The organism is Pseudoduganella lurida, assembly GCF_007830455.1.
Lineage (GTDB): Bacteria > Pseudomonadota > Gammaproteobacteria > Burkholderiales > Burkholderiaceae_D > Rugamonas > Rugamonas lurida.
Window position 1 is genome coordinate 127,535 of record NZ_VLLB01000007.1, and the last position, 22,787, is coordinate 150,321.

Here is a 22,787-nt window from a genome sequence, read left to right on the forward strand (position 1 = left end):
CATGCGCACGCGCGTCTGCATCTCGGTCGACACGGAGTTCTCCATCGCCGGTGCATTCGGCCGCGCCGACCGGCAGCCGGTAGGCGACCCGATGGTGTGGTGCGAGGTCGATGGCCGCTCGCAGGGCCTGGGCTTCCTGCTCGAGCAGTTCGGCAAGCATGACATCCCCGCCACGTTCTTCGTCGAGACGGTACACCGCTGCCACTTCCGCGACGATCCGATGGCCCCGATCGCGCGCCTCATCGTCGCCCAGGGCCATGAGGTGCAGCTGCACACGCATCCCTGCTGGGCCGTGTTCCGGCACGAGGACTGGCGCGAACGGGTGCGGCAGCAGCCGGACCAGGACGATTTCGTGGGCCGCGCCGAGGCGGACACGGTGGCCCTGCTGCGCCAGGGCCAGGCAGCCTTTGCCGACTGGGGCGTGCCAGCCCCCACCGTGTTCCGCGCCGGGAACCTGCAGCACGACGATGCGCTGTATGCGGCCCTGGCGCGCTGCGGCATCCCGGCCAGCTCCTGCATCGGCCTGGCCGTGTTCGACAGCCACGATCCCGGCTACCGGCTGTACAGCGGCACGCACTGGCGCCACGGCGTGCTGGAACTGCCGGTGCTGACGTTCCAGGACTGGGCCGTCGGCGGCCGCCAGCATTTGAAGACGCTGACGGTGGCCGGCAGCAGCTTCGCTGAGATGCGCCTCGTGCTGGAACGCGCCCACGCGGTGCAATTGCCGCTGGTGGTGCTGCTCACGCATCCGTTCGAATACGTGCAGCGCCGCGGCGACGGCATGGGGACGGCCCGCGTCGATGCGCTGCACCAGGACCGGCTGGCACGCCTGTGCACCTTCCTGGACGGGGCGCGCGACCGCTTCCTGCCGGTCGGCATGGGCGACGCCGCCGCCGCACTGCGCGCCGTGCCGGACGAGCGCAATGTGCTGTTGCAGGGCAGTGCCTGGCTCGGCATGCGGCGCCTCGTCGAAGGCGCTGTCAACGACCGCTACGGCCACTGGGCGCTGGCGCGGCGGCAGGTGAGCGCATGAGATCCCCGCGCGCCTGGCTGGATGGCCGCTTCGGCACCTGGCGCGGCCTGGTGCGGCTGCTGCTGGCGCAGGGCGAGCGCATGACGGGCCGGCTGCGCGGCTTCGGGCTGCGCGAGCCGCGCCGGGTGCGCCGCGTGGTGTTCGTCTGCCTCGGCAATATCTGCCGCAGCGCGTATGCCGAACAGGTGGCGCGGGCCGCCGGGCTGCATGCCGTCTCCGTTGGCCTGTCGACGACGACCGGTGCCCCTTCGCCGGACGAAGCGCTGGCTGCTGCCTGGCGCCAGCGCCTGCCGATGGATGGGCACCGCGCCCGCGACTGGAAGGACTTCCGCGTCCAGCCCGGCGACCTGCTGCTGGCGATGGAAGTGCGGCAGGCGCGCGAGCTGCTGCGGCGGCTGGGCAACCGTGGCGACGTGCAGGTGGCGCTGCTGGGCGACTGGTGCCGGCCGCGCGTGCCGCACCTGCACGATCCGTTCTCGCTGTCGCGCGACTACTTCGACACCTGCTTCACGCGCATCCGTTACGCCGTCTACAGGCTGGCGCACGACGTCCCCGCGGCCCGTCTGCCGGCCGGTCCCATTCCCACCCATCCATTGCGCGGCACGCAGCGGCGGCAGCGATGAGCCGCGAATTCTCCCTGTACCTGGATGCGGTGCGCTTCCTGGCCGCGCTGATGGTCGTGGTCTACCACATGAACATGCGCTGGCTGAGCCGCGACATCCTGCCGCTCAGCGACCATGGGCATGCGGCCGTGATGGTGTTCTTCGTCCTGTCCGGCTACGTCATCTCGTCTATCCACGCGGGGCGCGAGAACACGCCGGCCGAATATTGGGCCAGCCGGCTGGCGCGCTTCTACTCTCTGGCGCTGCCCGTCGTGCTGCTGACACCCCTGGTGGACCTGGCCGGCGCCGCCATCGATCCGGGGCTCTACGAAGGCATGACCACCACCGGCCTGGCACCGGTGCGCATCGCCAGCAGCCTGCTGTGGCTGAACGAAGTGTGGAACGTGTCCATCATGTGCTTCTCGAACACGCCCTACTGGTCGCTGTGCTACGAGATGTGGTACTACATCCTGTTCGCCGTCTGCGTGTTCACGACAGGCCGCAAGCGCGCGCTGCTGCTGGTGGCCGGCGCGCTGGTAATCGGTCCGAAGATCCTGCTGCTGGCGCCCGTGTGGGCGATGGGCGTGGCACTGCACCGCTGGCAGTGGCTGGGGCGCATCGCGCCGCAACAGGGCGCCTGGCTGTTTGCCGCCTCGCTGCTGGCCTTCGCGCTGTTCCAGCACTACCGGCTGACGGATCTCGGCAGCGGCTGGCTGCGCAGCCTGGTCGGCCCGGAACAGCATCACCAGCTCACGTTCTCCCGCTTCGCCCTCACCGACTACCTGCTGGGCCTGATCGTGGCAGCCAATTTCGCCGGCGCGCGCGCCATCGCGCCCGTCTTCGGCCCCGTGCTGCTGCCGCTGCAGAAGCCGATCCGCTGGCTGGCCGGCTACACGTTCTCGCTGTACCTGATGCACCAGCCGCTGCTGCTGTTCTACGGCGTGCTGATCGACGGCGACCCGGCCGGCTCCCTGTACGTGACCGAGGTGTTCGGCGCGGTGCTTGTCACCGTCTGGCTGGCCGGCTCCGTGACGGAACGGCGCCGGCACCTGCTGCGCGCCTGGCTGCTGGCACGCCTGCAGGACGGGCGCACCCTGCCGTGGCGGCCACGGAGCGCGCGGTGACGGCGCTTTTACCGGCGCTTCTGCCGGCGGTCGTGCTGGGCATCGACACGCCGATCGGCGTGGCCATCGTGCGCAGCCTGGGCCGGCATGGCGTGCCCGTCTACGGCATCGCCCGCACGGCGGCCGCACCGGGCCTGGCATCCCGGCACCTTCATGAAGGCCTGCTGCGTGCGGACGATGCGGAAGGCACGCTGGCGCAGCTGGAAGGGCTGGCGGCGCGGCTGGGCGAAGCCTGCCTGTTCGCGATCTCGGAAGGCGATATCGCGCTGCTGAACGGGCACCGCGAACGCCTGACGGGCTACCGGCTGCTGTTCCCGGATGCACGGCGCATGCATTCGGTCGTCGACAAGGGGCTGACCTATGCCGCCGCCGCGAAGGCCGGCGTGCCGGTACCGCGCACCGTGCAGCCGGCCACGCTGGCCGAGGCGCAGGCGGCAGCCGGCACGCTGCGCTTTCCCGTCGTGCTGAAATGGGCCGAGCCGAACGAGGCCGGCATCCTGCTGCGCCGCGCCGGCCTGGCCCTGGACAAGACGCGCTATTGCCATGACAGCGAAGAACTGCTGGCCTACCTGCGCCAGTTCGCGCCGCTCGGCCGCTACCCGCTGATCCAGGAGTACTGCGCCGGCTACGGCCTGGGGCAGTTCTTCCTGATGCACGATGGCCAGGCGCACAGCGTGTTCCAGCACCGCCGCCTGCATGAATGGCCGCCGGAAGGAGGCGTGTCGACCATGTGCGAATCCGTGGCGCTGGACCGGCACGCCGCGCTGCGCGAACGTTCGCTGGCGCTGCTGCGGGAACTGGACTGGGAAGGCATCGCGATGGTCGAGTACCGCTACGATCCGGTGCGGGACGAGGCCGCGCTGATGGAAGTGAACGGCCGCTTCTGGGGCAGCCTGCCGCTGGCCTGCCACGCCGGCGTGGAATTCCCGTGGCTGGCGTATCGGCTGGCCACCGCGCAGGGAGGGGCGCCAACACGGCCGGTGCAATCTCCTTACCGCGCCGGCCTGCGCTGCCGCTTCATGATCCCGGAGACGAAGCGCCTGCTGCGCCTGCTGCTGCGGCCCGGTGCGGTGGCGGACCGCCGGCTGGCGTTCTCGCGCGGCGGCGAGCTGCTGGGCTACCTGGCGGACTTCCTGCGGCCGTCGATGCGCTACTACCTGTTCACGTGGTCCGACCCGGCCCCGTTTTTCCGCGACCTGTGGCATGTGCTGCGGCGCGGCTGACCGAAGGAGACTTGATGGAGCGATCCGCAGCACGCAGCGACATGGCACCAACCATCAAGGTGGCGGTGGTGATTCCCTATTTCCAGCGCCGTCCCGGCATCCTGGCGCGGGCACTCCGTTCCGTGGCCGCGCAGGAGACGGACGCACGGCTCGATGTCATCGTGGTCGACGACGGCTCGCCCGTGCCGGCCGACGGCGAAGTGGCACAGCTGCCGGCGCACGAACGCCTGAACATTCGCGTCCTCCGCCAACCGAATGGCGGACCGGCCGCCGCGCGCAACCGCGCCCTCGACCACGTCACGCCCGACACGGAATACGTGGCCTTCCTCGATTCGGACGATGCCTGGGAGCCCGCGCACCTGGCGAACGCACTGCGCGCACTGGGCGCCGGCCACGATTTCTATTTTGCCGACTTCTACCAGCTGGGCCAGGCGACCAGTGCCTTCGAGCGGGCCGGCCGCATCCATCCGGCGCGCCATGCGCTGCTGCCCGGCGAACGCGAGCTGCACGCGTACCAGGGCGACATGCAGGCGCAGGTCCTGGGCGGCAACGTGATCGGCACGCCGACCGTCGTGTACCGGTTCCGCTCCTTCCGCACGCTGCGCTTCCGCCCCGAATTCGTGTATGCGGGCGAGGACTACCTGTTCTGGCTGGACCTGGCGCGCCTGACGGACCGCATCGTCTTCTCGTCGGCCCGCGAGGTGGTCTGCATGGACGGCGTCAACGTCTTTTCCGGCTCGGGCTGGGGCACGGAAGCCTCGCTGCTGCGACTGCACCACGAGATGAAGTACCGCAAGGCGGTCGCGCGCCTGTACCCGCTGACGGAACGGCAGGCGCAGGACAACCGCGCCACCGTGCGGGCCCTGCGACGCAGTTTCGTCGCCGACGTGCTGCACCGCCTCGTGCACCGCAAGCCGTTTGCCGGCGTGGTCGCCAGGCAGCTGCGCGTCGATCCGCTTGGCATCCTGGGGTTCGTACCGCTGGCGGCGGGTCTCGTGCTGCGGCGGAGACGGGCAGCGTGACGCATCGCATCCTCGTCAGCATCCTGAACTGGAATGGCGCCGCCCGCGCGCTGCAGTGCGTGCGCTGCCTGCTGCGGCAATCCCTGCCGCCCGACGCGCGCATGGACATCCTCGTCATCGACAACGGCTCGGCGGCAGACGATGCCGAAGCGCTTGCGCAGGGACTGGCCGGCCTGCCCGTGACGCTGCGCCGCGAAGCCATCAACCATGGTTTCGCCGGCGGCCACAATCTCGCGATCGCGCAGGCGTTCGACGAGGGCCACGACTTTGCCTGGCTGGTGAACAGCGATGCGACGATGGCGGGCGAAGACGTGCTGGCGCAGCTGCTGGCGCTGATGGACAGTCAGCCATGCTGCGCCGCCGCGTCGCCCGTGCTGGCATTGCCGGACCGGCCGGAGCAGGTGTACTTCTGTGGCACCTTCCACGACTGGCCTTCGCTGGCCACGGTGCGTGCCCGCGATGCGGCGGAAGCGCGCCGCCTCGCGGTCGGTCGGGCCGCGCAGCAGTGGGTGCCCGGCACGGCGCTTCTGCTGCGCACGGCCGCGTTGCGCACCGCCGGCCTGCTGGACGAGCGCCTGTTCGCCTACTACGAGGACGACGAACTGTGCACCCGCCTCGCCACGCACGGCTGGCATTGTGCCGTCGCATACGGGGCGCGCGTGCTGCACGACATGCCGCCCCGTGAGACCGACCGTCCCGCGTATTACTTCTACCTGATGGCCCGCAACCACCTGCGCTTCTGGCACGGCAGCACGCCGGCGCCGCACCGCCGCGCGCTGGGCCTGAAACTGCTGGACCGCGCGCTGTATGACGTCAACCGCCTGCACCACCGGGGCTTTCCGCACCATGCCCGCGCGGCGCTGCTGGGCGTCGAGGATTTCCTGCGCGGGCGCCATGGCCGGCCCGTGCTGGAACGCTCCGCGGGCTTGCCGCTGCGGCTGGTCTGCCGCCTGCTGCGGCCCTGGCATGCACGTGTGCTGAGCCGAACCTGGTGACCGACAGCGGCTGACCCACAGCGTCTGCCACGAAGCGGCTGACCACACGGGGGATGACCGCACAGTGGCTGTCGCGGCGGCACCACGCACGCGCACCGGAATCTGCATGGGCATCCATCGGACCGCGAAGATTGCCCCCATTGCCATTAAACTATCTGGATGTGTTCGCCACGACCGGCGGCGTATGGGAGAGCTCCATGCAACGACGCACACGCATTGTCCGACGCACTTTCCACCTGACCTCGGGCCTTGCCCTCGCGGCGCTCCTGGTCACCGGTTGCGGCAGCAAGGACAACCCCGACCAGCTGCTGGCCCAGGCGCGCCAATACGAGGCGAAGGGCGATCACCGCGCCGCCATCATCCAGCTGAAGAACGCGCTGCAGCAGCGGCCGGACGATGCCGCCGCTCGCCTGGCACTGGGCCGCCTGTATGGCAAGACGGGCGACCAGCCGTCCGCCGAAAAGGAACTGCGCCGCGCGCTCGACCTGGGCGGGCCCCGCGAAACGGTCCTGCCGCTGCTCGCGAAATCCCTGATCGCCCAGAACCAGGCGCAGGCCGCGCTCGACCTGGTCGGCGCGGCGCCAGCCACTGCCCCGCTGCTGTCCCTGCGCGGCGATGCGCTGCTGGCGCTCAAGCAGTTCGATGCGTCGCGCGCCGCCTACCAGGCCGCGCTGCAAAAGGAGCCGAACCATGCCGATGCGCTCAATGGCCTGGCGCGCCATGCACTGCTGCAGAACGATGTCGATGGCGCCTTGCGCCTGGCCGATGCGGCGGTCGTGCACAATCCGGCGGACATCGACGCGCTGCTGTTCCGGGGCGACCTGGACAAGGCCATGGGCCGGATCGACGCGGCGCGCGCCACCTACGACAAGGCGCTGCAGCTCAATCCCGATGCCGGCACGGCGCACCTGCAGAAGGCCTACCTGGACATCGGCCAGAAAAAATTCGATGCGGCGCGCGCCGATCTCGCTGCGCTGAAGAAGGTTGCGCCGCGCAACCCGCTGGCCTGGCATGCCCAGGCGCTGCTCGACTTCAGCGAGGGCAGGTACCAGGCCGCGCTGGGCAGCATCCAGAACCTGCTGAAGGTGGCGCCGGACTATCCGCCGGCCCAGTTGCTGGCCGGTGCCATCCAGTTCGCGCTCGGCTCCCTGCCGCAGGCCGAGCAGCATCTGAAGAAGTACCTGGAGAACGATGCCGGTAGCGTCTATGCGCGCAAGATGCTGGCTTCCGTCTACCTGGGCCTGAAGCGGCCGGACGAGGCGCTGGGGCAGCTGAAGAACCAGCTGGCCACCTCCACCGACGTGGCGCTGCTCAACATCGGCGCTCGCGCGTACATGACGCTGAACCGGTTCGACCAGGCCGCCGTCACCTACCAGCGCGCGGTCGGCCTGGCACCGGGCGACGCGCCGGCGCACATCGGCCTGGGCCTGGCGAAGATGAGCCAGGGCGATGGCGCCGGTGCCATCGGGGCATTGCGCCGGGGCGTGGAACTGAGTCCGCCGAAGAGCGTGGATGCCGGCATCGTGCTGGCGATGACGCACCTGGAACTGAAGCAGTTCGATCCGGCTGTGGCGGTGGTGCAGGACATGCTGCGGCGCGCGCCGGACAACGCCATGCTGCACAACCTGCTGGGTGGCGCGCTGCTCGGCAGGAACGACCGCGCCGGGGCGCGCGCTGCGTTTACCCGGTCGCTGCAGCTGGCACCGGACTTCTTCACGCCGGCCGGCAACCTGGGCCGGATGGACCTGGCGGACCGCCAGCCGGAAGCGGCCCGCCAGCGTTTCCAGGCCTTCCTCGACCGGAATCCCGCCAGCGTGGAAGCGCTGACGGCGCTGGCGGAACTGGCGCAGGCGCAGAACCGCACGGCGGACGCCACCGCGCTGCTGGAGCGGGCCAGCGCAGCCCAGCCGGCGCTGCCGGGACCGGGCCTGCGCCTGGCGCAGCAGTACCTGCGCGTGGCCGAGCCGCGCAAGGCCCTCACGCTGGTGCGCGCGATGCAGGTGGCCAGCCCGGAAGATCCGGCCCTGCTGGACATGCTGGGCCGCGTGCAGCTGGCCAATGGCGACCGCGCGGCGGCACTGGAAGCCTATCATCGCATGGCCGCCATCCAGCCCCGCACGGCGGGAACGACCGCGCGGCTGTCGGCCGCCTACGAGGCGCTGGGCGAACGCGACCTGGCCGCCGACACGCTGCGCAAGGCGCACGCGGAGCGGCCGGACGACCTGGGCATCGTGCTGGCCCGCGCCGCCGTCGAAACGCGCCGCGGCAACTACGACCAGGCGATCCTGTTCGCGAAAGACGTGCAGGCCAGGCCGGCCAGCACGGTGGCCGGCCTGATCGTCGAGGCGGAGATCCGCGAGACGCAGCGCCAGCCGGAACAGGCCATCCCCCTGTACCGCAAGGCGCTGCAGCTGAACGGCGATGCCACGCCGGTGCGCATCAAGCTGGCCAACGCCTGCCGGCAGGCGGGGCGTCCCGATGAAGCGCTGAAGCTGGTGCGGCAATGGCACGCCGAGCGGCCGGACGACCTGGCGCTGGGCGTCTACCTGGGCGAGCTGTACGCGGCGCAGAAACAGTACCCGGCCGCGATCGATACCTTCCACGCGCTGCAGCGCAGATTGCCGGACAACGGCGTGGTGCTGAACAACCTGGCACTGGCGTACCAGGCCAGCGGCGATGCGCGCGCGCAGGCGGCGGCGGAAGGCGCCCTGAAGGCGCTGCCGGACAGCCCGGCCGTGCTGGACACGCTGGGCTGGATCCTCGTCGAGCAGGGCGAGGTGCCGCGCGGCCTGGGGCTGCTGAAGCAGGCCAGCGCCGCCGATCCCGCCGCCGGCGAGATTCGCTACCATCTGGCCGCTGCGCACGCGCGCAACAACGACAAGGCGGCGGCCCGGCGCGAGCTGGAAACGCTGCTGGCCGCGCGGGGCGACCGCAGCCAGGCCGAGCAGGCGCGCGCCCTGCTCAGGCGCTTGTGAGTCATGCTCGAGCATGCTGGAATCCCTAGCTTCCCCACCCATCGACGCGAAGGAGCGCCGCCATGCCAACCGTTCGTGACGGGACCACTCCCCATGGCAGCGACCTTCCCGCCGGCGGAAAGGATAAGCTGCAAAGCGAGCTGCATGGCGAACTGAAAAGCGACCTGCCCCTGTCCGAACCGGAAGCCTCCGGCAGCCTGCGCGACGTCATCATCGACACCCGCACCTTCGGCATCCGCCTGGCCGATACGGAGGAGGGCCGCAATTCGGCCAGCCTGCTGATCAACAAGATGTACGCGTGGCGCGGCTATGCCAGCGCGCACCGCATCGAGGCGCATCCGAACCGCATCACGCTGGCTGCTTCCGAGAAGGGCAACACGATCGGCACCGTCACGCTGGGCATCGACTCGCCGGCCGGCATCCTGGCCGACGAGATCTTCCGCGACCAGGTCGATGGGCTGCGGCTGTCCGGCGCGCGGGTCTGCGAGATCACCAAGCTGGCTTTCGATCACACGGTGCGCTCGAAGGGGGCACTGGCGGCGCTGTTCCACACGGTGTTCATCTACAGCTACCACATCCACCGCTGCACGCACGCGCTGATCGAGGTGAACCCGCGGCACCGCCGCTTCTACGAGCACATGATGGGCTTCCGGAGATTGGGCGACGTGCGCGAGAACCCCCGCGTGCAGGCACCCGCCTACCTGCTGGCGATCGAGCTGGCGGAGATGGCCGAGCGGATCCGGGAACTGGGCGGCACGGCCGAGCGGCCCGGCAGCCAGGCGCAGCGCTCGCTGTATCCGTACTTCTTCTCGCAGCGCGAGGAGGACGGCATCGTGCACCGGCTGCTGGCGATGTCGTGACGGGCGTGGTGTTTCGTCAGACCCCGTAGCGGCCCGGTGCGATCACGGCGTTCGGATCGAGCGCGCGCTTGATGGCCGCCACCGCCTGCCAGTACGGATCGGCCGGATCGACGATGGCCGCCATCATGTCGGCGCGGGCCCGGTAGACCTCCAGGCCATGGCTGCGCAGGTGCGCATGCAGCGCATCGGCCTTGCGTTGCGCTGCCGCCGTCTCGGCCGGCTTGCTGCGGTCGAACAGCAGGTTGATGACGGCAACCAGCGAGGTGGCCGTCTCGATATTGATCGTCATGTACAGCTCGAACGGACGGGCCAGGTCTTCCAGCTCGCGCACCAGCGCGGCCACCAGCGCGCCGTCCATCGGCAGGGCCGGATTGATGAACAGCAGGCCGCAGCGCGTTGCATCGAGCCGGGTCGCCGGCAGACCGGGCTGGCCATAGCGCCACGACAGGTTGTCGATCGCCGCATCGGTCGGCTGGCCCAGCGCCAGCACGTGCAGGGGCCGCAGCGCGGCAATCGCGGCGGCGTTGGCGCGCGCCTTGCGCAGGAAGCGCAGCGCATGCATCACGCGGTAGCCCAGCGCCAGCCGCTCCTCGGTCAGCACGCGCACGGTGGCAAGGTCGCCGAGGCGCGCGCGCAGCTCCGCCAGGTTGGCCTTCACCTGGGCCTTCGTGCCGGTGACCGCGCCCAGGCCCGTCCATTCCCCCTGCGCGACGATGGCCAGGGCCTCGCGGGCTTCGCTGGCCGCCGCTGCCGGCGTGCGGCCGCACTGCTGCTCCAGGTAGGTGGTGATGCCGTACATGAGCGAGGCATGGCTGCGCGCCCGGTTGCCGATGTGCGTTACCGAATCCATCACGGCTTCCCGCTTCAGTTCCGCCAGGCGGTCGATGAAGCTTGCAAGCGACGCCCCGGCGCGCAGGCCGAGCGTGATGGCCACCGCCACCGGCCGCCTTGGCACGAGGCGGAAGCAGGCGCTTGTGACGATGCCGAAGTTCCCCTGGAAGAACAGGCCGTCGAGGATGGGCCCCAGGCCGTAGGGATGGCTGTGCGCCAGCGGCGATTCCTCGCCCAGCCGGCGGAACCCGGTGCGCAGCAGCTCGCCGGTGCCCGTCACGATTTCGAGGCCGAACAGGTCTTCGCGGCGCGGACCGAAGTAGCCCACGCCACGGTCCAGCGCATTGCCGATGATGCTCGTCTCGCGCGCCGATCCCGTCACGTTGAACGCCAGGTCCGGGTGGTGCTGCTGCAGCCAGGCGTACAGGGCCTGCTGCGTGACGCCCGGTTCGATCACGGCCACCGGGTTGGCGCGCGAGATGGCAGCGGCATTGCGGATCGCCGTCATGCGCCGCAGGTCCAGCTGGATGTCGGTGGTGCGCGCCGGCGAGGCGCCGCCGTAGCCGTAGTTCAGGCCGGTGGAGACGGGGTTGACCGTCCAGCCGCGCAGGTTGGCCAGCCGCACGATGCGCTGCACCTGGGCCGTCGTTCTCGGCCGCAGCAACCGGCCGCCCGGCCGGGACCGGCCCGTGAGATTGCTCGTGTCGGCAAGGGTGCGTGGCATGTCTCAGCTGTAAAAATAAAGGCGCTGTCACCGCAAGCCGTGGGATTCCCCCGGCTGCCAGGGCAACGGCGCCGGTTCCACAGGCTGGTTGACAGCGCCAGGATAAAGGCTCTGTCACCCGGATCCGTGGAAAGAACGGAACCATTCAAGGCTGGCTGGCGAGCGGAGAACCGGTGTCAGACACCTGCTGCGGCCCCGCTGATCGCTGCACTGGACCGCAGCACGCGATGGTCAGTGCCAAAAGAAACTTCCACAGATTCGGGTGACAGCGCCAAGATGAAAGCCCGGGCACGCCCGGGCTCGCCTGCACCGATACTACGCCGTCAGCCGCGGGTGCGGCGCACCGCCACGCCCATCGCCAGCAGGCCCAGGCCCACCAGCAGCAGCGATTCCGGTTCCGGCACGGCGGCCAGCGTGACGGTGGAGTTGGCGGCCTGGTTGATCACCAGGCTGTAGGTGTTCCCGGCCAGCAGCGTGAACGTGTTCGAGAAGATCTGCGCGCTTTCCTCGAACGAGGCGTTCTCGCTGCCGGTGGTGGACGTGAAACCCTTGTTGAGCGCATCCGGCGTCCAGGCCAGCACGGTGGTACCGGTGGTGGTGTTGCGCAGCGTGAGGCTCCAGCTGATGGCGGAAGATGCCTGGTTGCCGGTGGCCAGCAGCGGATCGACGAAGGCGGCCACGAAGGCATTGTAGGTGAGCGCCAGCTGGAAATCGACGGTGCTCCCGGCGGCAAACGTGGTGACGACACCGGCGCCATTCAGGATCGTCGCGTTGGCGCCACCGCCGCCGGCATTGTCGATCGACGAGTCGGCCCGCGTCAGGCCGCTGGCGCCGCCGGCCAGGATGTTGCCGGAGTTGTACATGTCGCCCAGCGCGAAGTTGCCGCTGTTGGTATGCAGGTGCGTGCCCAGGTTGTTCTCGGCCGTGCCGCCGTAGATGGCGTTGATGCCGGCACAGGAACTGCCGGCACAGCGGTAGGCCACGTCCACGGACGCGGTGGTGCCGTCGGTGCGCGTGTCCGTGATGCTGCCGGCGCCGGTACCGGTGCCGACGATGCCGTTGAAATTGGAATTGGCGGTGCCCGTGCGGCTGTCCGTGCGGATCTGGATCTGGCTGGTGAACGGGCTGGGCTGGTGCGTGATCGGATCCACGGCCAGCAGTTGCGAAATGTTCAGGTCTGCCATGCCGGCCACACCCGCAAACGCCGGCGCGGCGCTGGCGGCGCCCAGGGCGAGGGCGGCCAGCAGTGTCTTGATCTTCATAGGTCTCTCCTGGAAAGTGCGGTTGGCCTTGCTTGACCAATGTTATGCACGGACCATGCCAGAAGAGGAAGGGCAATGAAATCAGGGACTTGGATTGCAGGTTTGGCTTAGCGCAAATTCACTGTAAAGATTTTCGACAATTGCGGTGGATCAGAGCTCGACCATTTACTGTATCCGTATCGAGGCACGCCATGATCTTGCGCACGTAATCGCGGGTTTCCGGATAGGGCGGCACGCCCTTGTGACGCAGCACAGCACCCTCGCCCGCATTGTAGGCAGCGGCCACCAGGCGCACATCGCCATCGAAGCGGGCCAGCAGCCACTGCAGGTAGGCCAGGCCGCCGCGCACATTCGCTTCCGGATCGAACGGGTCGCCCACGCGGAAGCGCCGCGCCGTGGCGGGGATCAGCTGCATCAGCCCTTGCGCGTTCTTCGGCGACACGGCATTGACGCGAAAACCCGACTCGACGGCGATCACGGCCAGCGCCAGTTGCGGATCCACGGCATAGGACGGTGCCAGCCGTGCCACCAGGCGCTCGACCAGCGCCGGCACCGCTGCCAGGCTGGGCGCTGCAGCGGCACCGGCTGCAGCGGCGGGAACTGGCGCGGAAACGGCCGCTGCTGCGGCAGGGCTGGCGATGCCGGACAGGGCCGCGTCGGCGAGGGCGGAGGGCGGCGTCATGCAGCGCGGCAGCGTGGCATCCGGCCGGGGTGGCAGCGCCGCCGCCATCCGGGCGGCCTGTGCGTGGCCGGCGCCTGCCGCCAGCGTGAACAGGCGCCAGGCGGTGCCCTCGTCGCGCGGCAGGCCCCTGCCGTTGACGACCATCCAGCCGAGCGCATACTGGGCTTCCGGCACCCCTTCGCGCGCGGCCTGGCAATACAGGCGCGCGGCCAGTTCGACGTCGCGCGGCAGCCCTTCGCCGTGTTCGAGCCGGGCCGCATCGGCCAGCAGGGCGGTCGTCGTGTCCGCCGGTGGCGTGGTGGCGCTGGCGCTGCCGGCGATCAGCATGGCCGCCAGCCAGCGGAAGGCGCCGCCAGGAGTGCTTCGCCGGCAGCGTGAAGATGGCGGCAGGGTCCGTGACGGCTGTTGGCCTGGCTGGTGGACTGGCTGGTGGACGGGCTGGTAAAGCGGCTGGTAGATAAGCTGGTAAAGCGGCTGGCAGATGAGCTGGTGAGGCGGGTGGTGAAGCGGCTGGCAGATGAGCTGGTGAGGCGGCTGGTGAAGCGGCTGGTGAAGCGGCGCGTCGATCGACTGGAACCGCGGCTGGCATGGGGTCGACGAAGACCGCGGCACCAGGCGGCCGGCAAAGGGCTTGGCCATGTTCCCTCCCGAGAAACTTTCATTGTAGTGGCCGGTGCCGCGGCGTCACGCCGTATCCGGCCCGGCTTTGCGCGGCGACAGGAAAGCCTTGTGCAGCAGGTGCCGGGCCAGCAGCAGGGGCGGCATGCGCAGCCAGTTGCCGCGCAGGTACAGCAGGCCGCGTGCCACGCTACTGAAGCGGTCGCCACAGCTGGCATGCTCCGGCAGCAGCGCACGGTGGAACAGCCAGTCCATCAGTGCCAGCAGCATCGGGCGGGGTCCCGGCACGTCCGCGCTGACGGCGGCCGGTACCGGCGTACCCAGCAGGGCGACCGTATAGCGCAGTGCGTAGAACAGGGGCCGTTCCAGGTCCAGCACGCGGGCGCGCGGGGCCAGCGAGACCCAGAAGCGGCGATCGGTGCCGAAGTGGCACAGCAGCCGGTGCAGGTCGAGCAGGTCGCGCAGGCCGTGGTCGAACTCGCCGTCGCAGAACAGGTGGGCGGCGCTGTGCAGCACCATGTCCACGGGCGCCAGCACGTACAGGCCGGGTTCCCCGTGTACCGGCACGGCCGCGGTGCGCAGCAGCACGGGGTCGGGCCGCAACGCCGCCGTCTTCGGCAGGATGGCATGGTGCACGTCGATCGTCGAGGCGCGGCGCACGTGACGCAGCGGCGGCAGTTCATGCATCCACTGGCGGTAGTAGCGCTGGTCGTAGGCGTCGTGGTGCGTGCCGGCCCAGCCGGCCAGCATCAGGGCCGCTTCCGCCACGCCCAGGTGCTCTTCCGGCACCAGCACGTCGATGTCCGCATACAGCCGGCCGGCAGCGGGTGGCAGCCGGGCGAGCGTGTACGCGGCGCCTTTCAGCAACGTCAGGGGCACGTCCAGGCCGGCCAGCGCCTGGCGGATCTGCCGGACCTCCCAGTGCACGCCGCGGGCATGGCGGCGCGCCACCATGTGCGCCCAGTCCAGCTGCTCGCGGGCCGGTGGGGGAATCCCTTCCAGCAGACCGGCATCCTCGACGATGCCATGCAGCGTGGCCAGCAGGTGGGCGCTTGCGGCCTGGCGCAGCAGCAGGTCCCAGCCGGCGTCGTCCAGCGACGGCAGGCCTTGCGGATCGCGCAGCGCGGCCAGCAACAGTGGACAGGTGCGCCCGGGCTTCATGGCAGCGTGTCGAAGTAGGCCAGCGCATCGTCCAGCACGCCGTAGCGGAAGCGCCACCCGCTGCTGCGGTCGACGAGATCGGCCAGCGCCGTGAAGCCCTCCGCGCCGAGCAGGCTGTAGTTGAAGGCGTTCTGCGCCAGTTCCATGAAGGTGTCCGCGCGCGGCAGGGGCTCGGCCGTCACGGCGGCTCCTGCTTCGTAGCGGGGAAACACTACCCAGCCGGGCGCTGCCGGGTCGCTGGCACGCGCCACGCTCCCGGCCGGGGCGCGCAGGTGCGCCACGGTGCCCTTCACCGTGTCGCGGACCGGTGGGCTCAGCACGCCATCGGGCAGGTAGTCGCGGATGACGCCGATCGATGCGTTCTTCAGGCTGATCGGGCGGGGCAGCGGATGCAGCAGGCCATCGTCCAGGCGCAGCAATGCCAGCTCGTCGGACAGCAGGCGCCAGCCGCCGCGCCCCACCAGTGCCGCGCACAGCGTGCTCTTGCCGGCACCGGGCGGGGCGGGCAGCAGCGCGGCGCGGCCATGCTTCTCGATGACGGCCGCATGCACGATCAGGTAGCGGTGCGCACGGCTGGCCACGCACCAGTTCAGCCCCCACTCGAACATGGGAAAGGCCTGGTCCAGCGGCAGGGGCCGGAAGGGCGCGCGGCCGTCGTACAGCAGCGTCACCTGCGGCCGCAGCCAGCGCCGTGGCGAGGCCGGCCGCACCAGGTCCAGGTGGAAGTCGGCAATGCCTTCCGGTGCCAGCAGCGGGTAGTCGCCATACAGCAGGTGCAGGCCATCGGCCACGCCGGCGATCGGCGAGCGCAGCCGGGTCGTGAAGCGGCCCGTGACGAGGCGGATGCCGGCACCGGCCAGGCACCGGCCCAGTTCGGCGCGGTCCAGGCTGGCGATGGTGGCTGCGCGGTCCATCGGCTCAGGGAACCGGTTCGATCAGGTCGAGCCGCTGCAGGGCGGCCAGGGGTTCCGCCAGCTCCGGCGCGGACAGTTCGTCCGCATCGATGTCGCCATCGCGCAAGGCCAGCAGCAGGACCATCGCTTCGGCCGTCAGCAGGTGGGTGTCGCCGGACAGGTCGTTGAACAGCACGCAGGCTTCGTCCCAGCCGCGGTGCAGCAGGGTCTGGCCGGAAACGAGGCGCCAGGGCTGGTCCATCAGTACATGGTGCCGCGCAGGTAGTCGACGATGCGCGCGCCGTCCCAGCGCACGCCGGCGGTGGGCGTGTAGTAGCCCCTGGCCTGGTACTCGCGCCAGATCGCCTGCAGCATCGCCAGCGTCTGGAAGGTGGACAGGCCGGCGCGCACGTTCAGGTGGCAGGCCACCAGGTGACGGCCGAGGCCGTAGGTGTCCCACGCCTTCGGCTCCAGGATCGCGCTCTGCGTCACGGCGCCGTAGGTGCGCGCATAGGCGCCGCTGCAGGCGAACAGCTTGGTGTACAGCGCCGTCTTGCTGGTGCCGGTCGGCCACGAGTGGGTGCGCCAGTAGTCCGGCGTGCGGCCGGCGCAGACGGGCGGGCGGCCGCGAAAGCTCTGCAGGCCGCCGGACAGCGAGCCGGACGGTGTCGTACAGATCTCGCAGGCCATGCCGGGCTGGCTGTGCAGGGTCAGCAGCACGCCGGAGGCCGCCGCACCGGCACGTGCGAAGCGGCGGCGTGCGGCACCGCGCGCGGACAGGGCGGCGTCGTCGCGCGCCCCGCGCAGGGCATCATCGTTGGCATCTGGCGGCAGGTCGATGGCCACGTCGGGCGTCCTTCATCGGGAGGGAGCAGGAGCAGGAAGCAAATCCTGTTCCCAACAGGTCGGCACGGTCCGGCCCGCGAACCGAATCAATGACTTAAGCTTGATCGGCGTCAGAATGTTCGTTCCCGGCGACGCAAGGCGCTTGAGATAAGTCATTGACTGTAAGATTTTTCGACAGAGGTTGCCTGCTGCAGCCGAGGCTCAGAAGAAGCTCTCCGGCACCACCAAAATGTCCCCGGGCCGCATCGGCACATTGGCCGTGATGTCGCCTTCCTTGATCAGGTCGTTCAGGCGCACACGGAACTGCTGCGGCCGGCCGTCGACATTGCGGATGATGGTGGCCTTGTTGCCGGCCGCGAATTCCGTCACGCCGCCCACCGCGATCAGCACATCCATCAGCGACATGTCGCGCCGGTACGGCAGCGCCTGCGGCCTAGCCGCCTGGCCGATCACGCGGATCTGCTCGCCATAGGTGCCCGTGAAGCCCGTGACGATCACCGTCACCACCGGCTGCTGGATGTACTTGGCGAGCGCCTTCTCGATATCGCGCGCCAGTTCCGTCGACGTCTTGCCGCTGGCGGGCAGGTCCTCGACCAGCGGCGTGGTGATCTTGCCGTCCGGCCGCACCGGCACCGCCTGCGACACCTCGGGATTGCGCCAGACGATGATCTGGACATTGTCGCCCGGGCCGATCAGGTAGTCGGTGGGAGGCGGTACGGTGACATCCGTGAGCGGCGTGCCGGAGCCGGCGCAACCGCCCAGCAGGGCCATGGCAAGCATGGCGGCAGACCACCACGCCATCGGTTTGAGGTTATTCACGGCGCTCTCCCGTCTCGAATGGTTTCTCCGGCACGGGGCCGGAGATAAACTTTCATTATATTAACTTCGAGTTATTGGGTTTGTGTTACCGGGTGGCTTTAATACCACGCTTGCGGCATTTTTTATTTTCCGGCGGGACTTTGCTGTAATAATTCGCGGACGTGCTGCACGGGAATGGCATAGGAAATGCCACTGGGGCTGCTCAAGGCATTTTCCTTCTGGTTTTTCAGGAAGGTCATGTTCAGTACACCGTACACGACGCCGCTGTCCGGGTCGTACACGGGGCTGCCACTGTTGCCGGGATAGGCGGTGCCGTCCAGCTGCAGGATGGGGAAGGGCCGGCGCTGCAGCTGGCTGATGGCGCGGGCGTCGAGGCGCCGCGCCGACAGCGACGGCAGCAGTACCGGCGTGATGGCAGACAGCATCGCGCGGTGCGTGACGGGCGTCAGGCCCAGCGCCATGCCGAGCGGGAAGCCCGTGAACGCCAGCGCCTGCCCCTCGGCGATGCTCCCGGCGCTGTCCAGGCGCAGCGGCGGCAGCGGCGCCCCGGCCAGGCGCAGGTGCGCCAGGTCGTGTTCCCGGTCGACCCCGGCCACTGTCACGGGACGGAAATCGATCTGCTCGCCCCGCCCGATGACGATGCCGAGCGTTTCCATGCGCTCCACGTCCAGGTCCGGCAGCGCGTGGGCGTTCGTGATGATCGAGCGGCCATCGCCGACCGCGAAACCGGTGGCCACGAACACCACGGCCGGACTGCGCGTGCGCAGCATCGTGCCGATGCCGACCACCGACGGCTTGACGGCGGCGATGGTGTCCGTTAGCGCCGCGCCGGCCGGCCACGGGCATGCCAGGACCACGGCGAGCAGGCCCGCCAGCAGCAGCCATTGCAAGGGACGGATTACGCGGTTCATCGAATCAGGATAGCAGAATGATTGGAACGGCCATTGCCCATTATTTTCAACAAATGAATAGTTTAGATATTCATCAAGCGACAAAAATTAATATGAATCGTTAATAAGTTCTGCGCTATCATGGAGCGATTCATATAATTTAGGCAACAAATTAAACGGCATGGCGGCGGCCATGATCGCATCGTCAGAAGTACATCGACCTCGATTCCGGATGGCTAGCTAAAGGCGGGTTATTAAGATGGCAGAATTGATGGCATTGCTGTTGAGCTTCCTCAAGGCAATCGGCAAGTACCGCTGGTACGCGGTGGCAATCACCTGGATCGTGGCTGCCGCCGGCTGGACCATCGTCTACCGGATGCCGAACGACTACCAGGCGTCCGCGCGCGTGTACGTGGACACGCAGAGCATCCTGAAGCCGCTGCTGGCCAGCATGACGACCTTGCCGAACACGGAACAGCAGGTGATGTTCATGCGCCGCACGCTGATCAGCCGGCCGAACGTGGAGAAGGTGCTGCGCATGGTGGATCTGGACCTGCGCGCCCGCAGCGTCAAGGAACACGAGAAGCTCGTCGACGAACTCGTCAACCAGATCCGCATTGGCGGCACCGAGCGGGACGACATCTACACGATCTCCTACAGCAATCCGGATCCGAAGCTGGGCAAGGACATCGTGGCCGCGCTGCTGACGATCTTCGTCGAGGGCAGCTACGGCAGCAAGCAGCAGGATTCCGGGAAGGCCATCCAGTTCATCGACGACCAGATCCGCATGGTCGAGGAAAAGCTGGCGGCCGGCGAGAACGCGTTGAAGGAATTCAAGATCCGCCACATGGGCCTGCTGCCGCGCCAGGGCGGCGACTACACCACGGCCTACGGCGAGCTGACCGAGAAGCTGGGCCAGGCCCGCCTGGAACTGCTGGAAGCGGAAGGAGCGCGCAACGCCGTGCGGCGCCAGATCGCCGGCGATGACATGGCGCCCGTGACGGACACCGACGCGCGCGCGGCCGCCGATCCGGAAACGGATGGCCGCATCGCCACGCTGCAGAAGAACCTGGACCAGCTGCGCATGCAGTTCACCGAAGAGCATCCGGACATCGTGGCCTCGAAACGCCTGCTGGCGCAGCTGGAAGAACGCCGCAAGGCCGAGGCGAAGAAGCTGCGCGGCGGCGATCCCGGCGCCGGCTACAGCCCGATGCTGCAGCAATTGAACGTGCAGCTGTCCGTCGAGGAAGCGCGCATCGCCTCGCTGCAGGCGCGGGTAGGCGAATTGTCCGCGCGGCTGGCGCAGATGCGCTCCCTCGGCACGCAGGCGCCCGAGGTGGAGGCGCAGCTGGCGCAGCTGAACCGCGACTACGCCATCAACAAGGACAACTACGAGAAGCTGGTGCAGCGCCGCGAGGCGGCCAAGCTGTCCGGCGACCTGTCCACCGCCACGGACATGCTGACGTTCCGCGTCATCGAACCGCCGGCCGTGCCCAGCGTGCCCGCCGGACCGAACCGCCCCGGCCTGTATTCGGCGGTGCTGGGCGGCGCGCTGCTGGCCGGGCTGGGCGCGGCGCTGCTGCTCGGCCAGATCCGGCCCACCTTCCTCAGCCAGCACAGCCTGCGCGAGGCCACGGGCCTGCCCATCCTGGGCAGCATCGCCATGAACTGGACGGACCGGCAGAAGGTGCGCCGCCGCCGCCGCGTGTACGCGTTCGCTGCCGCGGTGGCCGCGCTGTTCACGGCGTATGGCGGCGTGCTGGCGCTCACGCTGTCCCGGCAGGCCTAGAAAGCAGGTGACCACGTGAGCATCATCGAGAAAGCCGCCAGCCGCATCGCCCGTCCGCCCCGGGCAGCGGACGACGTGGCGTTGCCACCGGCACCGGCCCCGGTGCAGCCGCCGGCCGACATGCTGTCCAATCCGGACCCGGCCGAAGCCTTCGGTCCACGCCGGCAGGGCCGGGGCGTCGAGCTGGACCTGGCGCGCATGCACGAAGCGGGCCTCGTCACGGCCGCCGGCGGGCGCACCGGCCTGGTCGAGGATTTCCGCATCATCAAGCGGCCCCTGATCAAGCGCGCGTTCGGGCCGCGCAAGCCGGATGCCAATCCGGGCAACCTGATCATGATCACCAGCTCGCTGCCGGGCGAGGGCAAGACGTTCACGTCGATCAACCTGGCAATGAGCATCGCGATGGAGCTGGACCACACAGTGCTGCTGGTGGATGCGGACGTGGCGCGCCCGTCGGTGCTGCGCACGCTGGGCCTGCCGCCGCAGCGGGGGCTGATGGACATCCTGCTGGACGACGGGCTGGACATGGCGGACGTGCTGCTGCGCACGAATGTCAACACCTTGTCGATCCTGCCGGCCGGCTCGTCGAATCCGCGCGCCACGGAGCTGCTGGCCAGCCAGGCGATGTCCACGCTCGTGCTGGAAATCGCCCACCGCTACCGGGACCGCATCGTCATCTTCGATTCGCCGCCGCTGCTGCTCACCAGCGAGGCGCACGTGCTGGCCAGCCACATGGGGCAGATCGTCGTCGTCGTCGAGTCGGAGAAGACCACCCAGCATGCCGTGCTGGCCGCGCTGGCCCAGCTGGAAGGCTGCAGCAACGTCAACCTGGTGTACAACAAGTCGCGCGAGGCGGCCTCCACCAGCAAGTACGATTATCACTATGGCTAGAGCGTCGTCCCGCCGCAGGCTGCCGCTGCTGGGGCCGGTGTTCGTGCTGGCGCTGCTGCCCGGCGCCGTGCGTGCGGCGTGGCAGATCTCGCCCTCGCTGGAGCTGCGCGAAACCTGGTCGGACAATGCCGGCCTGCGCGCCGACGGCCAGAAGGAAAGCCGCTTCATCACCTCCGTCACGCCCGGCATCACGGCGACGAACAACACGCCGCGCTTCCAGTTCTCTGCCTCCTACCGCCTGAATGCCTTTGCCTACTCGGATGACCGCGTGACCGGTACGGACCGCTTCAACAGCAGCCTGAGCGCCACGGCGCGCGGCGAGCTGCTGAGCGACCTGCTGTTCTTCGATGCGCAGGCCGGCATCAGCCAGACGCCCGTCTCCGCGTTCGGTCCGGTCAGCGACAGTCCGTATTCGGATGCCAACCGCAGCGAGGTGCGCACCTGGCGCGTGGCACCCTACCTGCGGCACACCTTCGGCGGTTTCGCCAGCGCCGAGCTGCATTATTCCCACTCCGTCGTCGATGCCGACCAGGAAGGCTTCGGCCGCAGCGTTGCGGACGATCTCCGCCTGGCCGTCAGCAGCGGGCAGTCGTTCCGCACAGTGGGCTGGGCGCTGGACCTGGACCGCGAGAAGATCGACGACACCATTGCACCGGCCTCGATCAACAGCCGCGCGCTGGCGTCGCTGCGCTACATACTGACTTCCCAACTGAGCCTGACCGCCACGGGCGGCTACGACAAGTTCGACTACGAGCAGGCCGGCGAAGCGACGAAGGGCGCGTCCTGGTCGGCCGGTTTCGCCTGGACGCCCAGCAGCCGCACCAGCCTGCGCGCCTCCGCCGGCAAGCGCTACTACGGCAACAGCTACTTCCTTGCCGCCACGCACCGCAGCCGCAATACGGTCTGGAGCATCAACTACAGCGACGACGTCACCACCAGCCGCAGCAGCTTCCTGCTGCCTTCCGCGGTCGATACGGCGGCCATGCTGAACCAGATGTTCCTGCCGAATTACCCCGACCCGGTCCTGCGCGCCATTGCCGTGGCCGCCTATATCCGCGCGCTGAACCTGCCGCCCACGCTGCCGAACAGCATCAATTACTTCAGCAACCGCTACATGCTGCAGCGCCAGTTTAATGCCTCGGTGGCACTGCGCACGGCGCGCACGACGACCATGGCCACCCTGTACCGGCTGCGGCGCGAGGCCCTGTCCCGGCTGCAGTACGACAGCGCCCTGCTGGGCAGCGGCGTGCAGAACATCAACGACAGCACGGACCAGACGGGGCTGGCGCTGATGCTGGACTACCGCCTCAGCGCGCGCACCAATGCCGCCGTCTCCGCCACGCTGGCCCGCAACGAGTCGCGCAGCACCGGCCTGCGCCAGAACAACCGCCAGTACCGCGCCTACATCGCGCGCACCTTCAGCCAGAAGCTGGCCGGCAGCGTGGAAGTGCGCCGCAACCAGGGCGGGCTGTCGCTGGAGGACCGGTCCTATACGGAAAACACGGTGGCAGCCTCGCTGTCGATGCGGTTCTGATACGGCGGAGCAT

At 69.1% G+C, this 22,787-nt stretch carries 20 protein-coding genes; 11 read left to right on the forward strand and 9 right to left on the reverse strand.

Annotation, left to right across the window (positions count from 1 at the left end; translation table 11 throughout):
- The first annotated feature begins 1 nt into the window (after position 1).
- The 8 genes from IP91_RS19165 to IP91_RS19195 all read left to right on the forward strand — a co-directional run bounded on the left by IP91_RS19165 (position 2) and on the right by IP91_RS19195 (position 9,834).
- Positions 2-1,033: a polysaccharide deacetylase family protein gene (locus IP91_RS19165; protein WP_145650699.1), complete on the forward strand. Its 1,032-nt coding sequence runs from the start codon at positions 2-4 to the stop codon at positions 1,031-1,033.
- Positions 1,030-1,656 (forward strand): arsenate reductase/protein-tyrosine-phosphatase family protein, encoded by a 627-nt coding sequence (locus IP91_RS19170; RefSeq protein WP_145650700.1) that lies wholly within the window; start codon positions 1,030-1,032, stop codon positions 1,654-1,656. The genes IP91_RS19165 and IP91_RS19170 overlap by 4 nt, the downstream gene beginning before the upstream one ends.
- Positions 1,653-2,759: an acyltransferase family protein gene (locus tag IP91_RS19175; protein WP_145650701.1), complete on the forward strand. Its 1,107-nt coding sequence runs from the start codon at positions 1,653-1,655 to the stop codon at positions 2,757-2,759. Before IP91_RS19170 ends, IP91_RS19175 begins: the two co-directional genes overlap by 4 nt.
- Positions 2,756-3,982, forward strand: coding sequence for a carboxylate--amine ligase (locus tag IP91_RS26095; RefSeq protein ID WP_158643169.1), 1,227 nt, complete (start codon positions 2,756-2,758; stop codon positions 3,980-3,982). The genes IP91_RS19175 and IP91_RS26095 overlap by 4 nt, the downstream gene beginning before the upstream one ends.
- Before the next feature lie 14 nt (positions 3,983-3,996).
- Entirely contained in the window at positions 3,997-5,004 is a 1,008-nt protein-coding gene (locus IP91_RS19180; RefSeq protein ID WP_158643170.1) for a glycosyltransferase family 2 protein, read from the forward strand.
- Positions 5,001-5,999, forward strand: coding sequence for a glycosyltransferase family 2 protein (locus tag IP91_RS19185; RefSeq protein ID WP_158643171.1), 999 nt, complete (start codon positions 5,001-5,003; stop codon positions 5,997-5,999). The genes IP91_RS19180 and IP91_RS19185 overlap by 4 nt, the downstream gene beginning before the upstream one ends.
- 197 nt (positions 6,000-6,196) lie before the next feature.
- Positions 6,197-8,974, forward strand: a complete 2,778-nt coding sequence (gene prsT / locus IP91_RS19190) for an XrtA/PEP-CTERM system TPR-repeat protein PrsT (RefSeq protein ID WP_158643172.1) — start codon at positions 6,197-6,199, stop codon at positions 8,972-8,974.
- A gap of 62 nt (positions 8,975-9,036) precedes the next feature.
- Entirely contained in the window at positions 9,037-9,834 is a 798-nt protein-coding gene (locus tag IP91_RS19195) for a GNAT family N-acetyltransferase (RefSeq protein ID WP_229474671.1), read from the forward strand.
- 16 nt (positions 9,835-9,850) lie between these two features.
- Here the strand turns inward: IP91_RS19195 and IP91_RS19200 are convergent, their stop codons facing one another.
- The 9 genes from IP91_RS19200 to IP91_RS19240 form a co-directional block, all read right to left on the reverse strand.
- Positions 9,851-11,389 carry an FAD-binding oxidoreductase gene (locus IP91_RS19200; RefSeq protein ID WP_145650704.1) on the reverse strand — a complete coding sequence of 513 codons (1,539 nt, stop codon included), beginning with the start codon at positions 11,387-11,389 and terminating at the stop codon, positions 9,851-9,853.
- A 323-nt stretch (positions 11,390-11,712) separates the two neighbouring features.
- Entirely contained in the window at positions 11,713-12,651 is a 939-nt protein-coding gene (locus tag IP91_RS19205; RefSeq protein WP_145650705.1) for an EDSAP-1 family PEP-CTERM protein, read from the reverse strand.
- Between the two features lie 118 nt (positions 12,652-12,769).
- A complete protein-coding gene (locus IP91_RS19210) occupies positions 12,770-13,660 on the reverse strand; it encodes a lytic transglycosylase domain-containing protein (protein WP_145650706.1) in 891 nt (296 codons plus the stop codon).
- 357 nt (positions 13,661-14,017) lie between these two features.
- Complete coding sequence (locus tag IP91_RS19215; protein WP_145650707.1) at positions 14,018-15,112, reverse strand: nucleotidyltransferase domain-containing protein; 1,095 nt, start codon at positions 15,110-15,112, stop codon at positions 14,018-14,020.
- Positions 15,109-16,026 (reverse strand): HprK-related kinase A, encoded by a 918-nt coding sequence (locus tag IP91_RS19220; protein ID WP_145650708.1) that lies wholly within the window; start codon positions 16,024-16,026, stop codon positions 15,109-15,111. The genes IP91_RS19215 and IP91_RS19220 overlap by 4 nt, the downstream gene beginning before the upstream one ends.
- A 4-nt stretch (positions 16,027-16,030) precedes the next feature.
- On the reverse strand, positions 16,031-16,267 hold the full coding sequence (locus tag IP91_RS19225; RefSeq protein WP_145650709.1) for an HPr-rel-A system PqqD family peptide chaperone: 237 nt from the start codon (positions 16,265-16,267) through the stop codon (positions 16,031-16,033).
- Positions 16,267-16,851, reverse strand: a complete 585-nt coding sequence (locus IP91_RS19230; protein ID WP_145650710.1) for a hypothetical protein — start codon at positions 16,849-16,851, stop codon at positions 16,267-16,269. Before IP91_RS19230 ends, IP91_RS19225 begins: the two co-directional genes overlap by 1 nt.
- A 201-nt stretch (positions 16,852-17,052) precedes the next feature.
- Positions 17,053-17,652: an XrtA/PEP-CTERM system exopolysaccharide export protein gene (locus tag IP91_RS19235; protein WP_145651205.1), complete on the reverse strand. Its 600-nt coding sequence runs from the start codon at positions 17,650-17,652 to the stop codon at positions 17,053-17,055.
- 140 nt (positions 17,653-17,792) lie between these two features.
- Positions 17,793-18,581, reverse strand: a complete 789-nt coding sequence (locus IP91_RS19240; RefSeq protein ID WP_145650711.1) for a S1 family peptidase — start codon at positions 18,579-18,581, stop codon at positions 17,793-17,795.
- A 250-nt stretch (positions 18,582-18,831) separates the two neighbouring features.
- Between IP91_RS19240 and IP91_RS19245 the strand changes: the two genes are divergently transcribed.
- From IP91_RS19245 to IP91_RS19255, 3 genes are read left to right on the forward strand one after another with little or no spacing between them, the layout of a single operon-like run.
- Positions 18,832-20,349 carry an XrtA system polysaccharide chain length determinant gene (locus IP91_RS19245; RefSeq protein WP_307724428.1) on the forward strand — a complete coding sequence of 506 codons (1,518 nt, stop codon included), beginning with the start codon at positions 18,832-18,834 and terminating at the stop codon, positions 20,347-20,349.
- 15 nt (positions 20,350-20,364) lie between these two features.
- Positions 20,365-21,240 carry an XrtA-associated tyrosine autokinase gene (locus IP91_RS19250; RefSeq protein ID WP_229474675.1) on the forward strand — a complete coding sequence of 292 codons (876 nt, stop codon included), beginning with the start codon at positions 20,365-20,367 and terminating at the stop codon, positions 21,238-21,240.
- Positions 21,233-22,774 (forward strand): TIGR03016 family PEP-CTERM system-associated outer membrane protein, encoded by a 1,542-nt coding sequence (locus IP91_RS19255; protein ID WP_158643173.1) that lies wholly within the window; start codon positions 21,233-21,235, stop codon positions 22,772-22,774. The genes IP91_RS19250 and IP91_RS19255 overlap by 8 nt, the downstream gene beginning before the upstream one ends.
- Positions 22,775-22,787 lie beyond the last annotated feature (13 nt).

Coding starts and splice junctions, on each gene's coding strand:
- IP91_RS19165 (WP_145650699.1), top strand. CDS start 2: ATGCGCACGCGCGTCTGCATCTCGGTCGACACGGAGTTCTCCATCGCC.
- IP91_RS19170 (WP_145650700.1), top strand. CDS start 1,030: ATGAGATCCCCGCGCGCCTGGCTGGATGGCCGCTTCGGCACCTGGCGC.
- IP91_RS19175 (WP_145650701.1), top strand. CDS start 1,653: ATGAGCCGCGAATTCTCCCTGTACCTGGATGCGGTGCGCTTCCTGGCC.
- IP91_RS19180 (WP_158643170.1), top strand. CDS start 3,997: ATGGAGCGATCCGCAGCACGCAGCGACATGGCACCAACCATCAAGGTG.
- prsT (WP_158643172.1), top strand. CDS start 6,197: ATGCAACGACGCACACGCATTGTCCGACGCACTTTCCACCTGACCTCG.
- IP91_RS19195 (WP_229474671.1), top strand. CDS start 9,037: ATGCCAACCGTTCGTGACGGGACCACTCCCCATGGCAGCGACCTTCCC.
- IP91_RS19200 (WP_145650704.1), bottom strand. CDS start 11,389: ATGCCACGCACCCTTGCCGACACGAGCAATCTCACGGGCCGGTCCCGG.
- IP91_RS19205 (WP_145650705.1), bottom strand. CDS start 12,651: ATGAAGATCAAGACACTGCTGGCCGCCCTCGCCCTGGGCGCCGCCAGC.
- IP91_RS19210 (WP_145650706.1), bottom strand. CDS start 13,660: ATGCTGATCGCCGGCAGCGCCAGCGCCACCACGCCACCGGCGGACACG.
- IP91_RS19215 (WP_145650707.1), bottom strand. CDS start 15,112: ATGAAGCCCGGGCGCACCTGTCCACTGTTGCTGGCCGCGCTGCGCGAT.
- IP91_RS19220 (WP_145650708.1), bottom strand. CDS start 16,026: ATGGACCGCGCAGCCACCATCGCCAGCCTGGACCGCGCCGAACTGGGC.
- IP91_RS19225 (WP_145650709.1), bottom strand. CDS start 16,267: ATGGACCAGCCCTGGCGCCTCGTTTCCGGCCAGACCCTGCTGCACCGC.
- IP91_RS19235 (WP_145651205.1), bottom strand. CDS start 17,652: ATGGCGTGGTGGTCTGCCGCCATGCTTGCCATGGCCCTGCTGGGCGGT.
- IP91_RS19240 (WP_145650711.1), bottom strand. CDS start 18,581: ATGAACCGCGTAATCCGTCCCTTGCAATGGCTGCTGCTGGCGGGCCTG.
- IP91_RS19245 (WP_307724428.1), top strand. CDS start 18,832: ATGGCATTGCTGTTGAGCTTCCTCAAGGCAATCGGCAAGTACCGCTGG.
- IP91_RS19255 (WP_158643173.1), top strand. CDS start 21,233: ATGGCTAGAGCGTCGTCCCGCCGCAGGCTGCCGCTGCTGGGGCCGGTG.